The organism is Sphingomonas sp. G5 (assembly GCF_052660795.1).
In genome coordinates, this window is record NZ_CP109660.1 from 598,626 (window position 1) to 613,238 (window position 14,613).

Annotated in this window: 12 protein-coding genes; 7 read left to right on the forward strand and 5 right to left on the reverse strand. The window is 68.7% G+C overall.

The genetic code is table 11. The features are described from left to right. Position 1: 1 nt before the first annotated feature. The gene (locus tag NE358_RS02890) at positions 2 to 1,189 is read right to left on the reverse strand and encodes a class I SAM-dependent methyltransferase (RefSeq protein ID WP_103206713.1); all 1,188 of its coding nucleotides are present in this window, start codon (positions 1,187 to 1,189) and stop codon (positions 2 to 4) included. Positions 1,190 to 1,321: 132 nt separating this feature from the next. Here NE358_RS02890 and groES point away from each other — a divergent pair, with 132 nt between their 5' ends. The 3 genes from groES to NE358_RS02905 all read left to right on the forward strand — a co-directional run bounded on the left by groES (position 1,322) and on the right by NE358_RS02905 (position 4,214). Further along, positions 1,322 to 1,618, forward strand: a complete 297-nt coding sequence (gene groES, locus NE358_RS02895; RefSeq protein ID WP_039394204.1) for a co-chaperone GroES — start codon at positions 1,322 to 1,324, stop codon at positions 1,616 to 1,618. Between the two features lie 138 nt (positions 1,619 to 1,756). After that, on the forward strand, positions 1,757 to 2,698 hold the full coding sequence (rarD, locus tag NE358_RS02900) for an EamA family transporter RarD (RefSeq protein ID WP_174799616.1): 942 nt from the start codon (positions 1,757 to 1,759) through the stop codon (positions 2,696 to 2,698). A gap of 166 nt (positions 2,699 to 2,864) precedes the next feature. Then, positions 2,865 to 4,214 (forward strand): ABC transporter substrate-binding protein, encoded by a 1,350-nt coding sequence (locus tag NE358_RS02905; RefSeq protein ID WP_103206712.1) that lies wholly within the window; start codon positions 2,865 to 2,867, stop codon positions 4,212 to 4,214. A 542-nt stretch (positions 4,215 to 4,756) separates the two neighbouring features. On the opposite strand, the gene NE358_RS02910 is transcribed toward NE358_RS02905, so the two are convergent. From NE358_RS02910 to NE358_RS02925, 4 genes are read right to left on the reverse strand one after another with little or no spacing between them, the layout of a single operon-like run. Beyond that, positions 4,757 to 5,479, reverse strand: a complete 723-nt coding sequence (locus NE358_RS02910; protein ID WP_056226465.1) for an ABC transporter ATP-binding protein — start codon at positions 5,477 to 5,479, stop codon at positions 4,757 to 4,759. Continuing rightward, entirely contained in the window at positions 5,476 to 6,474 is a 999-nt protein-coding gene (locus tag NE358_RS02915) for an ABC transporter ATP-binding protein (RefSeq protein WP_103206711.1), read from the reverse strand. The genes NE358_RS02910 and NE358_RS02915 overlap by 4 nt, the downstream gene beginning before the upstream one ends. Beyond that, a complete protein-coding gene (locus tag NE358_RS02920) occupies positions 6,464 to 7,447 on the reverse strand; it encodes a branched-chain amino acid ABC transporter permease (protein ID WP_103206710.1) in 984 nt (327 codons plus the stop codon). The genes NE358_RS02915 and NE358_RS02920 overlap by 11 nt, the downstream gene beginning before the upstream one ends. Positions 7,448 to 7,454: 7 nt before the next feature. Further along, positions 7,455 to 8,771: a branched-chain amino acid ABC transporter permease gene (locus NE358_RS02925; protein WP_378712785.1), complete on the reverse strand. Its 1,317-nt coding sequence runs from the start codon at positions 8,769 to 8,771 to the stop codon at positions 7,455 to 7,457. A gap of 319 nt (positions 8,772 to 9,090) precedes the next feature. On the opposite strand from NE358_RS02925, the gene guaB reads away from it, so the two are divergent. From guaB to NE358_RS02945, 4 genes are all read left to right on the forward strand, one after another. After that, positions 9,091 to 10,593, forward strand: a complete 1,503-nt coding sequence (gene guaB / locus NE358_RS02930) for an IMP dehydrogenase (RefSeq protein ID WP_289941330.1) — start codon at positions 9,091 to 9,093, stop codon at positions 10,591 to 10,593. Positions 10,594 to 10,807: 214 nt separating this feature from the next. Further along, positions 10,808 to 12,496, forward strand: coding sequence for an ABC-F family ATP-binding cassette domain-containing protein (locus tag NE358_RS02935; protein ID WP_103206707.1), 1,689 nt, complete (start codon positions 10,808 to 10,810; stop codon positions 12,494 to 12,496). Between the two features lie 113 nt (positions 12,497 to 12,609). After that, a complete protein-coding gene (locus tag NE358_RS02940; protein WP_056226486.1) occupies positions 12,610 to 13,725 on the forward strand; it encodes a GuaB3 family IMP dehydrogenase-related protein in 1,116 nt (371 codons plus the stop codon). Between the two features lie 13 nt (positions 13,726 to 13,738). Then, positions 13,739 to 14,608: an SURF1 family protein gene (locus NE358_RS02945; protein WP_116238647.1), complete on the forward strand. Its 870-nt coding sequence runs from the start codon at positions 13,739 to 13,741 to the stop codon at positions 14,606 to 14,608. Positions 14,609 to 14,613 lie beyond the last annotated feature (5 nt).

A 14,613-nucleotide genomic window follows, 5' to 3' on the forward strand; every position in this document is an offset into this window, starting at 1 on the left:
GTCAGACGCGATCGGCCAGCAGCGCGAGACGCTTCGACCCCACGCGCGTGAGGAGGAGTGTGGCCGAGGCATCGCCGCGCAGAGAGAGCTTCTTGCGCAGCACCGCCGGGTCGACATCGACCCCGCGCTTCTTGATCTCCAACGTCCCGATCCCTCGTGCGCGCAACGCCTGGGCGAGCTTCTTCGGGTCGGCCGGCAGTTGCTCGCGCACGCGGAACGACGAGACGAACGGGCTCGTCAACGCGGCGTCCGAGGTGAGGTAGGCGATGCCGGGTGCGAGCATGCCGGCATCCAGGGCTCGTCCGACCTCGCCGATGAGACGCGCGCGGATGACGGCGCCGTCGGGCTCGTGGACGAATTCGCCGAGCTCGCGTTCGTCGACATCGGGGCTGTCGGACGGCGCGGTGAGCTCCCAGGCATCGTTCCCGCGCACGACGAGCGCGGCGCGGCGGATCCCCTCGCGGGCGAGGGAGCCGGCCCAGAGCACGAGCTCGATGGTCGAGCCGTCGGCGCTGATCCACTGCGCCTCGACATCATCGGGGATCTGCGTGCGGTCGAAGCCCGGCCCGAGCTTCACGCCGCCGGGCGTTGTTCTCAGCAGCTCGAAGACCCACTCGAGCGAGGGCGACCACTCGGCCGAAGACACCTGGCGCGTCTCGGCGTGACCCGCCGTGCGCCGCGCGGGGTCGAGCCACACGGCATCCGTCCCGCTCAGGTCCACGTCCTCGGCGCGGGCGTGCTGCACCGTCGCCGCGTCGCCGAAGGGGGCGAGATTGTAGGCCGCGAGGGCCGCGGTCACCTCGTCGGCGTCGACGGCGTGCACCCGGATGCCGAGACCCGCCATCCCGAGGGCGTCCCCGCCGATTCCGCACCCGAGGTCGGCCACGCTGTCGATCCCCGCGGCGCGGAAGCGGCCGGCGTGACGGGCGGCGATGGACAGGCGGGTCGCCTGCTCGAGCCCCGCGCGTGTGAAGAGCATGCGTTCGGCGAAGGGCCCGAACTTCGCGATCGCGCGCACGCGCAACCGGGCCTGCCCAACGACGGCCGCGACGAGGTCGGGGGAGTGGCCTGCGGCCCGCAGCCGCGAGACCGAGCGAGCGACCTCGTCCGTCGAGTCGAGGGCGCCCACCTCGTCGAGGAGGCGCAGGCCCTCGGGCGTGAGCAGTGCGGTCAGCTCGCTGGTATCCACCGATTCAGCCTAGGCGGGGGTTCTTGCTGGCACTCGCGTTGCGTGAGTGCCAACGCTTCTCTACACTCGAATTAGCACTCTCCCCGCGTGAGTGCTGACAAGTCTTCTGTAACGAGAAAGAAGAGGTAGACCGTGTCGGTTTCCATCAAGCCGCTCGAGGACCGCATCGTCATCAAGCAGGTCGAGGCTGAGCAGACCACCGCGAGTGGTCTCGTCATCCCCGACACTGCCAAGGAGAAGCCGCAGGAGGGCGAGGTCGTCGCTGTCGGCCCCGGCCGCATCGACGACAACGGCAACCGTGTCCCCCTCGACGTCGCCGTCGGCGACCGCGTGCTCTACAGCAAGTACGGCGGCACCGAGGTCAAGTTCGGCGCCGACGAGTACCTCGTGCTCTCGGCTCGCGACGTCCTGGCGGTCGTCGTCCGCTGATCGAGTGAGATCGTTCGAAGGCCCCGGATGCCACGGCATCCGGGGCCTTCGTCGTCCCCGGTGCGGGCACGCCCGATGTGGCACGAAAAGGGCGATGGTCGGCGTCTCGGGACCCGGGCGGAGCCCTAGGCTGGGTCGGTGACCCGTGCTCCTTCCGCTCTGACCGGCGGGAGCACCCGCGGAGCGGTGTACGCCCTCGGTGCGTACCTGCTCTGGGGCGTCCTGCCCCTGTACTTCCTGCAACTCACGCCCACCGGCCCCTTCGAGGTGGTGGCGTGGCGCATCATCCTCGCGTTCGTGTTCTGCCTGCTTCTGTTGACGGTGCTGCGCATGTGGCGGCCGTTCCTGGCGATCGTGCGGCAGCCACGGCTGATGGGCCTCACCGCGCTGGCGGGCGTGCTCATCTACGTCAACTGGCAGACCTATCTGTACGGGGCCCTGACGAACCACGTCATCGAGACGAGCCTCGGCTACTTCATCAATCCGATCGTGACGGTGCTGCTCGGCGTCATCGTGCTCCGCGAGCGGCTGCGCGTCGTACCGTGGATCGCCATCGGCCTCGCCGTCGTCGCGGTCGCCGTCATCGTCATCGGATACGGGGCATTTCCCTGGATCGCCCTGACGCTGGCCTTCTCGTTCGGTTTCTATGGCCTGGTGAAGAAGCAGATCGGACCGGCGGTGGATGCCGTGAGCGGACTCACCCTCGAATCGCTGTGGCTCCTGCCGGTCGCGGCGATCCAGCTGGTGTTCGTCGCGAGTCTCAGCGGCATCACCCTCGGTACGGCGGGAACGCTGCACACCGTGCTGCTGCTGCTCGCGGGAGCCGTCACCGCCGTGCCTCTGCTGTTGTTCGCCTCGGGGGCGCGGCGCGTGCCGTTGACCGTCATCGGCCTGCTGCAGTTCGTGGCGCCCATCATCCAGTTCGGGATCGGCGTCTGGGTTCTGCACGAGCCCATGACCCTCGAGCGATGGATCGGATTCGCGCTCGTGTGGGTGGCGCTCGCGATTCTCAGCATCGACTCCGTCGTCGCTTCCCGGCGTCATCGCCGGGTCCCCGCGGATGTCGTCGAGCCCGTCTGAGTTCTTTCACTTCGTTTCTCGGCCGCAATTGCCGTAGGAAAGTAACGATTAGGTCGCGTAATCGACCGTTAACACATTGCAACATCGCCGCGACAAGTGCGCCATTAGGTTTGTCACAATCCGAGCGGGTTATCCGCGCGGTTCCACCTCACCAAGGAGCACCCATATGAGTGTCCTCTCCCGTTCGCGTGCGGCGAAGATCATCGGCGGCTTCGCCGTGGTCGGCGTCTCCGCGCTCGTCCTCGCCGGTTGTACCGGTACCAGCACTCCGTCCGACTCCGGCAACGCCGCCGGTGGAGGCGACTTCCCGATCGACTGCAACGCCGCCGAACCCGCCTCGTACACGCCCGAGTACTCGTCGACCTCGACCGGCCCCGCCAAAGACCTCACCTACAACATCGGTACGGCTCTGCCCGTCACGGGCAACCTTGCCTTCCTCGGCCCGCCCGAGATCGCCGGCACCGAGCTCGCGGCGGCCGACATCAACGCCGCCAACAAGGGCGTCAACATCAACCTCATCCAGGGCGACTCGGGTGACACCGACAACAAGGCCTACGAGACCGAGATCCCGCGCCTGCTGGGAGCCGGTGCAACGGCGATCGTCGGTGCGGCGTCGTCGGGCACCTCGCTGCAGTTCATCGACCAGGTCATCGCGGCGAACGCCGTGCAGATCTCGCCGGCCAACACCTCGGCCGCCTTCACCGGCTACAACGACAAGGGCCTGTACTGGCGGACTGCTCCCTCGGACGTGCTCCAGGGCGAGGTTCTCGGCAACCTGATCGCCTCCGAGGGCAACGAGACCCTCGGCATGATCGTGCTGAACGACTCGTACGGTACCGGCCTCGCGTGCTTCACCAAGAAGGCGTTCGAGGGCGCGGGCGGCTCCGTCGTGGCCACCAGCCTCTACAACACCGGTGACACGAACTTCTCGGCGCAGATCGAAGACGTCCTGGCCCAGAAGCCCGACGCGATCGCCCTGATCACGTTCGACGAGGTCTCGACGATCATCCCCGACCTGACGGCCAGCTTCGCGAAGGACAAGCTGTTCTTCGTCGACGGCAACCTGAAGAACTTCGGCACGCAGTTCCCGAACGGCACCCTCACCGGCGCCAAGGGCACGTACCCGAGCGTCGACCCCGACTCTACGGCGACCTTCCGCAGCACGCTGGAGTCGTTCTGGAGCGGCAAGGGCAACCCCAAGCTCGAGGACTTCACCTACGCCCCCGAGTCGTACGACTCGGTCGTCCTCCTCGCCCTCGCGGCGCTGAAGGCGGGCTCGGCCGCCGGTCCCGACGTGGCCGCCAACATGCAGGCGGTCTCGGGCGGCAAGGGCGGCGGCACGAAGTGCACCACTTACGCCGCGTGCGCCGACATCATCAACGGCGGCGGCGAAGCGGACTACGACGGCGTCTCGGGCCCGATCACGTTCAACGACGTGGGCGACCCGACGCAGGCCACCATCGGTGTCTTCGAGTACGGCGACGACAACAACTACAGCTGGCTCCGCGCCGGTTGATCGGTTCTCTCTGAAAGGCCCCGGGACCTTGGTCCCGGGGCCTTTTCTCGTGCGCGGGGTGCCGGGCCGCGACACGGGCCAAAGGTCGTGCCCGGCCTATTCGCCACTCGTGGATCACCGCGAACCTCGAACGATGTGCCGGGCGTGGCCGCGGCATCCGGGACGCTCTGACACCCCGAACGGCAGGGGCACCTCTCTCGATCTGCGGCGGAGAGGGCGACGGGGGCGGTTCCGTCTGCGCGTAGGCGCGGGGCGGATGCCGGGTGCCCGGGCCGTGCGGTCGACGGGCCGCGGCTCTCGCTGCGGGCCGTGGCGCGTGGGGGAGCGCGACCCATGGCATCCCGTCCGCCCCTGACGCCCGCGCGGGCAGGGCGTCACAGCGGGTCGAGTGTCCAGGACACGCCGCACGCGCGCCCGGGAGCGGCCCGTCGCGGACACTCGACGAGGGTGTGGAGCGATGGGGAGCCGGCTGGCGCACCTCGGGCGTCACGCAGAAGGCCCGAGCCCCGGAGGGGACTCGGGCCTATCGGCGGGAGCGCGGCTCAGGTGCCGAGCGTTCCCAGGTACAGACCGATCACGGCCGGGTCGTCCATCAGCTCGCGACCGGTACCGGTGTAGGCGTCGCGACCCTGATCGAGCACGTAGCCGCGGTCGCAGATCTGCAGGCAGCGGCGGGCGTTCTGCTCGACCATGATGCAGGTGACGCCGGCCTTGTTGATCTCGGAGACGCGGATGAAGGCCTCGTCCTGACGCACCGGCGAGAGCCCTGCCGACGGTTCGTCGAGCAGCAGCACCTTCGGGTCCATCATGAGCGCGCGGCCCATGGCGACCATCTGGCGCTCGCCACCCGACAGCGATCCCGCCCGCTGCTTCAGGCGCTTGGCGAGGTCGGGGAAGATGCTCGTGACGAAGTCGACGCGCTCGTTGAACCCCTTCGGTCGCTGGTAGAGACCCATCTGCAGGTTTTCGGCGATCGTCAGGCTCGGGAACACGTTGTTCGTCTGGGGGACGAACCCCACGCCCTTCGCGACGAGCTTGTTCGCCCGTAGCCCCGTGATCTCTTCGCCCTGCAGGAGGACGGAGCCCGAGCGCACCTTGACCTGACCGAAGATCGCCTTGAGCATCGTCGACTTGCCGGCGCCGTTGGGGCCGATGATGCCGATCAGCTCGCCGGGGGCGGCGGTGAGGTTGGCGCCGTTGAGGATGTTCACGCCCGGCAGGTAGCCGGCGTGAACGTCGCGGAGCTCGACAACGTTGGCGGTCATCGACCGTCCTCCTTCTCGTGCGACGACTCGTTGTCGATCGCGGCGTCGACCTGCTGAGCGGTCTCGAGCAGCTCGGCGGCAGCGGCAGAGTCGACCGTCCCCTCGTGGCGACCCGTGACGACGCCGAGGTCGACGTCCTGGTGGGCTCCGAGGTAGGCGTCGATCACGGCCTGGTCTTTCATGACGGTGTCGGGCGGTCCCTCGGCGACGATCTTGCCCTCGGCCATGACCACGACCCAGTCGGCGATGTGGCGGACCATGTGCATGTCGTGCTCGACGAAGAGCACGGTCATCCCCAGGTCCTTCAGGTCGAGGATGTGGTCGAGCAGCGACTGCGTCAGCGCCGGGTTGACCCCGGCCATCGGCTCGTCGAGCATGACCAGCGTCGGGTCGCTCATGAGCGCTCGCGCCATCTCGAGGAGCTTGCGCTGACCGCCCGAGAGCGAGGCGGCGAAGTCCGTCTCCTTGGAGTCGAGCTTGAACCGCTTGAGCAGATCGCGCGCCTTCTCGTCGTTGGCGGTCTCCTGCTTGCGCCAGACGAAGGGGAGGATGCTCGAGAGCAGGCTCTCGCCCTTCTGCTTCGTCGCACCGAGCTTCATGTTCTCGAGCACGGTGAGAAGACCCAGCGCCTTGGTGAGCTGGAACGTGCGCACCTGACCCATGCGGGCCGCCTTGAACGCGGGGATGCCGGCGAGGTTGCGCCCGTCGAACGACCACTGGCCGCTGTTGGGCTTGTCGAAGCCGGTGAGGAGGTTGAACAGCGTCGTCTTGCCGGCACCGTTGGGCCCGATCAACGCCGTGATGGCGTTGCGGGGGATCTCGAGGTGCTTCACGTCGACGGCGGTGTTGCCGCCGAAGTCTCGGCGGACGTTGTCGGCGATGATGATCGGATCGACCTTGGCGACGCCGGGGGCGATCTCGCCCTTGTGCAGCCCGGTCGCCTTCACCCGCGGCGCGGAGGCGCTGGGTGCGACCGGCGTGGACTCATCGGACAAAGGTCATCTCCTTCTTGCTGCCCAGGATGCCCTGGGGGCGGAAGATCACGAGCAGCATGAGCGCGACGCCGACGATCACGAAGACGAGCATCTGGGACTGGTCGGCGGTGAGGAAGGGCAGCAGTCCGATGGAGGACAGCGCCGGCAGGAGGTTCGACAGGAATGCCCGTACGACCCAGAACAGAACAGCGCCGAGCACCGGGCCGAAGATCGTCGCAGCACCACCGAGGAGCAGTGCCGTGTAGACGAAGAACGTCTGCGAGGTGACGTACACATTCGGGTTCACGTTCGTGTCCATCGCCGTGATGATGCCGCCCGCGGCGATGATCACACCACCGATGACGAGCGCTTGCATCTTGAAGGCGAAGACGTTCTTGCCGAGCGCACGCACGGCGTCTTCGTCCTCGCGGATGCCGCGGATGACACGGCCCCAGGGGCTGCGCATGAGCATCCAGACGAGCAGCACCGCCACCGCGACCGCGACCAGACCGAGGAGGATGACGTACCAGCGGTTCGCGTTGTACGTCCACGGGCCGAAGCCGTAGTCGCCCGCGGGGAGCGGGTTGTTCTCGCCTCGCCAGCCCGACTGGAAGTTGAACAGACCGTCGGCCGAGCCCGTGACGCCACGGAAGGTCGAGGTGAGGAACACCAGCCGAAGGATCTCGGCGGCCGCGATCGTGACGATGGCGAGGTAGTCGCCTCGAAGTCGCAGCGTCGGGATGCCCATGATGAGCGCGAACACGACGGCCGCGGCGAAACCGATCAGGGCGGCGAGCGGCCATGCGAGGCCGAACGTCAGGATCGAGATCGCGAAGCCGTAGGCGCCGATGGCCATGAAGCCGGCGACGCCCATGTTGAGAAGACCGGCGAAGCCGAAGTGCATCGACAGGCCGATGGCCGCGAGGGCGTATCCGAACGTGGCCGGCGCGAGGATCTGCGAGGCCGTGTTCGAGAGGATCTGCAGGAAGTCCATGGTTTACCTACCCGATTCGCTCTCGGCGACCGAGGATGCCCTGCGGTCGGAAGAGGAGGATGACGATGAGCACGACGAGGGCGCCCACATACTTCATGTCGGAGGGGATCCACAGCGTGGATACCTCGACGAGGAGCCCGACCACGATCGAGCCGATGAGGGCTCCGAACGCGGTACCGAGCCCGCCGAGCACGACGGCGGCGAACATGAGCAGCAGGATGCCGGAACCCATGTCCCAGCGGATGCCGGGGCGGAAGTAGGCCCACAGGACACCCGCGAGGCCGGCCAGCGCCGACGACAGGATCCAGACCATGCGCACGACGTTGTCGACGTCGATGCCGCTGGCGGCGGCGAGCGAGGGGTTGTCCGACACGGCGCGGGTGGCCCGGCCGAGTCGCGTGCGGGTCAGGAACCAGGCGAAGGCCGCGATGACGACGATCGAGATGCCCATGCTCGTGAGGTCGGTGACGCTGATGCGGATCGACCCGAGGCCCGGGATGATGTCGCTCGAGGCCCCCGGGAGCTGCTGCGTCCCACCGCCGATGAAGATCTGGAAGATGTAGCGCAGCGCCAGCGACAGACCGATCGAGACGATCATGAGCTGGACGATGCCCAGCCCCTTCCGTCGAAGAGGCCTCCAGATGCCGGCATCCATCGCGAGTCCGAAGACCCCCGAGAGGATGACCGCGAGCGGGATGGCGATCCAGATCGACCATCCGGTGCCCGCGCTCAAGAACAGCGCTGCAATGGCACCGAAGGTCACCATTTCACCGTGGGCGAAGTTGGACAGGCCCGTCGTGCCGAACACGAGCGAGAGTCCGATGGCGGCGAGGGCCAGCATGAGGCCGAAGTTCAGCCCGTTCACGGTGCGCGAGAGCAGCTGGTCCATGAAGCCGACCGTCTGTCGTTCCGCGGCGCCGAGGGTGAAGTTGCTCGAGACGGTGCTGGAGCTGCCGAACTGCACCTGCCGCTCGAACTCCTGTCCGTCCGGAACGGTCACGCCCGAAGGCAGCGAGTTCCGGTCGAGGTCCACCGTCCAGGATCCCTCCTTGGTGGGGACCTTGATCGTCGCGCGACCGCGCTCGTCTGTCGTGGCTTCACCCGTGAAGGATCCGTCCGTGGCGGTCACCTTCGCTTGCGCGACGGGCTCGCCTTCGGAGCGCACGTTCACCGTGATCGAGTAGGGAAGATCCTCATCGTTGACGGCTGCCGTCGATGCCGGGGCGAACCCGAGCACCAGGGCGGCAGCGAAGAGTCCTGACAACAGCGTCAGGATCGAGCGTCGACGGCGAGGCATCCGTGGGGATGCTTGCCGAGTGGTCACGAAACCTCCTGGTCATTCGACGACGTGGACCGTCGCCGCCCGGACACCGTAGTCCGGGTTTATTGCCGCGTTGTTTCCATTGCAGCAGTCGATGCGAGAACGATACCCGGACACGATCAATTCGCTGTGCGTTGCGCATTCCCGGCTTATCCGCGAGTGCGGAATAGGGGTAGTCGCGGTAGCCCGTCGTGGGGTATATCGCGCGGGCGGGGAAGAAAAGACGCCTCTCCGGCGCTTACACTTTCAGACGGAGCGCCTCGCACGCGCTCCGGCCGACGACGTCCCTTTTCGAGCAGGCGCCGCGCGCGCAGGAGGATTCATGGAGCAGCACGACCCGTTCGGTTTCATCGGACTGACTTACGACGACGTGTTGCTGCTTCCGGGCCACACCGACGTCATCCCGAGCGAGGCCGACACGTCGTCGCGTCTGAGCCGCCGCATCACGGTGGCCACGCCCCTGCTCTCGAGCGCGATGGACACCGTCACCGAGGCCCGCATGGCGATCGCCATCGCGCGTCAGGGCGGCATCGGCATCGTGCACCGCAATCTGTCGATCGACGACCAGGCCGGCATCGTCGACCAGGTCAAGCGCAGCGAGTCGGGCATGGTCTCGAACCCCATCACGACGAACCCGGATGCCACGGTGGCCGAGGTCGACGCGATGTGCGCGCAGTACCGCATCTCGGGTCTGCCCGTGGTCGACCCCGACGGTGTGCTCGTGGGCATCATCACGAACCGCGACATGCGCTTCGTCTCGGGTTTCGAGCGACAGACGACCAAGGTGAAGGACGTCATGACGAAGGACGGCCTGATCACCGGGCACGTCGGCATCCACGCCAACGACGTCATCGCGACCTTCGCGAAGCACCGCGTCGAGAAGCTCCCCCTCGTCGACGACGACGGCAAGCTCGCCGGCCTCATCACGATCAAGGACTTCGACAAGAGCGAGAAGTACCCCCTCGCCACCAAGGACGACCAGGGGCGACTGCGCGTGGGCGCTGCCATCGGTTTCTTCGGTGACGCGTGGCAGCGTGCCGAGGCCCTGCGCGACGCGGGCGTCGACGTCCTCGTCGTCGACACGGCGAACGGGCAGTCGGCCGGGGTCATCGACATCGTGAGCCGTCTCAAGGCAGACTCCTCGTTCGATCACATCGACGTCATCGGTGGCAACGTCGCGACCCGCGAGGGCGCCCAGGCGCTCATCGACGCGGGAGTGGATGCCGTCAAGGTCGGCGTCGGCCCGGGTTCCATCTGCACCACGCGCGTGGTCGCGGGTGTGGGCGTGCCGCAGGTCACCGCCATCTACGAAGCCGCTCAGGCGGCGATCCCCGCCGGTGTCCCCGTGATCGCCGACGGAGGTCTGCAGTACTCGGGCGATATCGCGAAGGCTCTCGTCGCGGGTGCCGACACCGTCATGCTCGGTTCGCTCCTGGCCGGCACCGACGAATCGCCGGGCGAGATCGTCTTCCAGGGCGGCAAGCAGTTCAAGCAGTACCGCGGCATGGGCTCGCTCGGTGCGCTGCAGACGCGCGGCAAGAAGACGTCCTACTCGAAGGACCGCTACTTCCAGGCCGACGTGCCCAGTGACGACAAGCTCATCCCCGAGGGCATCGAGGGTCAGGTGCCCTACCGCGGCCCCGTGGCGGCCGTGGCCTACCAGCTCATCGGTGGGCTGCGTCAGTCGATGTTCTACGTCGGCGCTCGCACGGTCGAGGAGCTCAAGACCAAGGGCAGGTTCGTCCGCATCACTTCGGCGGGACTCAAGGAGTCGCACCCGCACGACGTGCAGATCGTCGTCGAGGCGCCGAACTACAAGAAGTAAGCGATCCGCACGAACCCGCCGGGCAGGCGACTGCCCGGCCCGTTCGTCGTTCCGTCGCGACGTCGTGGCGCCCCCGGAGCCCGGGTGGTCGCCTGGCACACGGCATCCGGATGCCGATAAGCTGGCCGGCTCGCCAGCTGCGGGCCGACGCGGGACTGCCGCGGGCATCCGTACGTCGCCTCCGCCGCCACGAGCGGCCGACCCGGAACTCGCCATGGGATACCTCGACCTCGCCGCCCTCTCATTCACGCTGCCCGACGGCAGGCCCCTGCTCGACGAGGTGACGTTCCGCGTCGGTGAGGGGGTGACGACCGCTCTGGTCGGGCCGAATGGCGCGGGGAAGACGACGTTGCTGCGCATCATCCGCGGTGACGAGAAGGCGCACGGCGGTGTCGTGTCGATGGGCGGCTCGCTCGGCGTGATGGACCAGTTCGTCGGGCACGGGCGCGACGGAGAGAGCGTCCACGACCTCCTGGTGTCGGTGTCGCCCACCCGCATCCGACGTGCGGCGCTCGAGCTCGAGGCGTCCGAGAACGCCCTCATCGAGCGCGACGACCTCGACACCCAACTGCGGTACGCCTCGGCGCTCGCCGACTACGCCGACGCGGGCGGCTACGAGCACGAGACGGTCTGGGACACCTGCACGACGGCCGCCCTCGGGCTGCCGTACGAGCGGGCGCGGTTCCGCGACCTGTCCACGCTGTCGGGCGGCGAGCAGAAGAGGCTCGCCCTCGAGGCCCTGCTGCGCGGACCCGACGACGTGCTCCTGCTCGATGAGCCCGACAACTACCTCGACGTGCCCGGCAAGCGCTGGCTCGAGGAGCAGCTGCGGGCGACGTCCAAGACCGTGCTGCTCGTCTCGCACGACCGCGAACTGCTCGCCCGCGCCGCCGACCGCATCGTCACCCTCGAGACGGGAGCCGCGGGCAGCACCGCGTGGGTGCACGGCGGGGGATTCGGCACGTACGGAGCCGCGCGAGAGGACCGCATGGCCCGCCTCGAGGAGCTGCGTCGCCGCTGGGACGAGGAGCACGAGAAGCTGCGCGCGCTGGTCGCCCGCATGAAGGTGGCCGCGGCCGCCAACGACGGTTTCGCCTCGCGCTACCAGGCGGCGGTGACGCGCCTGTCGAAGTTCGAGCAGGCGGGGCCGCCCGAGGAGCGCCCGCCCGAGCAGGATCTGCAGCTGCGCCTGCGCGGGGCGCGCACGGGCAAACGCGCGGTGGTGGCGGAGCGGCTCGAGCTGTCGGGCCTGATGAAGCCGTTCGACCTCGAGGTGTGGTTCGGTGACCGCGTCGCCGTGCTCGGCTCGAACGGGTCGGGTAAATCCCACTTCCTCCGTCTGCTCGCCGGGGGCGGCACCGACCCCGACGTGCGTCTCGGGCACGTCACCACCGTGGGCGCCGGGCTCGATCGGGTCGCCCACTCCGGTCGCGCCATCCTGGGCGCCCGGGTCGTCCCCGGGTGGTTCGCCCAGACGCATCGGCATCCGGAGTTCGTCGGGAGGACCCTCTTGGACCTGCTTCATCGCGGTGACGACAACCGGGCGGGGATGCCGAGGGATGCCGCGAGCTCGGCGCTCGATCGCTACGGCCTCATCGCGCAGGCCTCGCAGGCGTTCGACACGTTGAGCGGCGGTCAGCAGGCGCGGTTCCAGGTGCTGCTGCTGGAGCTCTCGGGTACGACGCTTCTTCTGCTCGACGAGCCGACGGACAACCTCGACCTCGCCTCGGCCGAGGCGCTGGAGGACGCGCTGTCGCGGTTCGAGGGCACCGTGCTCGCCGTCACGCACGACAGGTGGTTCGCGCGGTCGTTCGACCGGTTCATCGTGTTCGGCTCGGACGGAGAGGTGTACGAGGCGGCGGAGCCCGTGTGGGACGAGAAGCGGGTCGTGCGGGCGCGGTGACGCGCCGGATGGGCGGGACTGTCCTCCGCGGTCGATCCGACGGTGCCGTCGCCCGGCGGTCCGACGCGGCCGACGGCGATGTCGGAGGGCGCGGGTAGTCTGGTCGGGTGACCATGGAGATCGATCTCGGCCGCGCCAAGCGCGCCCGCCGCGCGTACACCTTCGACGACATCGCCGTCGTGCCGTCGCGGCGCACGCGCAACCCCGAAGACGTCTCGACCGCGTGGACGATCGACGCGTTCCCGTTCGAGATCCCGGTGCTCGGTGCGCCCATGGACTCCGTGGTCAGCCCGCGCACAGCGATCGAGCTCGGGCGTCTGGGTGGGCTCGGCGTCCTCGACCTCGAGGGCTTGTGGACGCGGTACGACGACCCCGAGCCGCTGCTGGCCGAGATCGCGACGCTGCCCGAGGCCGACGCCACGCGCCGCATGCAGCAGCTGTACTCCGAGCCGATCAAGCCCGAGCTCGTGCGCGACCGCCTCGCCGAGGTGCGCGCCGCGGGCGTCACCGTCGCCGGTGCCCTCACCCCGCAGCGCACGAACGACCTGTACGAGACCGTCGTCGCCGCCGGCGTCGACCTCTTCGTCATCCGCGGCACCACCGTGTCGGCGGAGCACGTGTCGAAGGTGGCCGAGCCGCTCAATCTGAAGAAGTTCATCTACGACCTCGACGTCCCCGTCATCGTGGGCGGGGCCGCCACCTACACGGCGGCCCTCCACCTCATGCGCACCGGTGCCGCGGGCGTGCTGGTCGGCTTCGGCGGCGGCGCCGCCTCGACGACGCGCGCAACGCTCGGACTCCACGCGCCCATGGCCACGGCCGTGGCCGACGTGGCCGGGGCCCGACGCGACTACCTCGACGAGTCGGGCGGACGCTACGTGCACGTCATCGCCGACGGCGGCGTGGGCACCTCGGGTGACATCGTGAAGGCCCTCGCCATGGGCGCCGATGCCGTCATGCTCGGTGTCGCGCTCGCCCGTGCCACCGACGCCCCCGGGCGCGGGTACCACTGGGGTCCCGAGGCCCACCACCCCGAGCTTCCCCGCGGACGCCGGGTCGAGGTCGACCGCGTGGGTCCGCTCGAGCAGGTGCTCTACGGCCCCGCTCCGGTCGCCGACGGTACGGCCAACCTCATCGGCGCCCTCAAGAAGTCGATGGCGACCACCGGATACTCCGACCTCAAGGAGTTCCAGCGCGTCGAGGTCGTCGTCGCCCCCTACGGGCACTGATTCCGAAAGCCCCATGACCTCCACCCCCACGACCGAGCCGGCTCCGCCGCAGCTCTTTCCGCCGACGCTGCGGGAGGTCATGCTGCGACCGCGTTGGATCGCGCTCCTCGCGTTCTCCCTCGTCGTCGCGGGTGTGCTCGCCTGGCTCGGGCAGTGGCAGCTCGGGCGCGCGGTCGACACCTCTCCTCCCGAGCCGGGGCTGACCGAGGTCGTGCAACCTCTCGCCGACGTCGTCAAGCCGGGCGACTACCTGCCGGAACCTCTCGTCGGTCAGCGGGTCGAGACGAGCGGCACGTGGGTGGCATCCGACTTCATCGTCGTGTCGTCGCGCTTCAACAACGACGTGCAGGGCTACTGGGTGACCGGTCAGCTGCGTGTCTCCGGAACGACCACACCGACCTCGATCGCCGTCGCGACCGGGTGGACGAGCAGCCTCGATCAGGCCAACGCCGCCGCCGACGAGCTGCGCGCCCAGGCCGAAGCGGACCCGGCGGCGGTCGTGGACGTGACGGGACGTCTCATCTCCGACGAAGGGGCGTCGATACCGCCGGCCAACGCCGACCCCCTGACGCTCGTGAAGATGTCGCCCGCCATGCTGCTGGGACGGTGGCACGACACGCAGGGCCTCGACGTGTATCGGCAGTACATCGCGTCGCAGACGGCGATCGGCCCGCTCGACGCCATCGCCTCCCCGGCACCTGACGAACGCTCACGGGTCAACTGGCTGAACATCTTCTACGCCGCCGAGTGGGCCATCTTCGCGGGCTTCGCGCTGTACCTCTGGTACCGCCTCGCGCGCGACGCGTGGGAGAAAGAAGTCGAAGATCTCGAGGACGAACAGTCCGAGGCCCTCGCGGCGGGCGCCGCGGAATCCCGCGACTAGACTGG